At 54.6% G+C, this 302-nt stretch carries 1 rRNA gene; it reads right to left on the bottom strand.

Annotated features, from left to right (window positions below):
• Positions 1–282: ribosomal RNA gene (locus FOV68_RS23920) — 23S ribosomal RNA — on the bottom strand; the annotation flags it as partial.
• Positions 283–302: the final 20 nt, after the last annotated feature.

Below are 302 nucleotides of genomic sequence, written 5' to 3'. Positions count from 1 at the left end.
CTGATTCAGGCTCTGGGCTGCTCCCCGTTCGCTCGCCGCTACTGGGGGAATCTCGGTTGATTTCTTTTCCTCGGGGTACTTAGATGTTTCAGTTCCCCCGGTTCGCCTTGCAGCACTATGTATTCATGCTGCAATGATGCACAGAGTGCACCGGGTTTCCCCATTCGGACATCGACGGCTGTAGCGGTTCATATCACCTTACCGTCGCTTTACGCAGATTAGCACGTCCTTCATCGCCTCTGACTGCCTGGGCATCCACCGTGTACGCTTAGTCGCTTAACCTCACAACCCACAGGCGTTTT

The sequence above is a fragment of the Pantoea sp. paga genome (assembly GCF_007558755.1).
Classification (GTDB): domain Bacteria; phylum Pseudomonadota; class Gammaproteobacteria; order Enterobacterales; family Enterobacteriaceae; genus Pantoea; species Pantoea agglomerans.
Note: the sequence above shows the minus strand (reverse complement) of the source record. Positions and strands in the feature narration are given on the sequence as shown.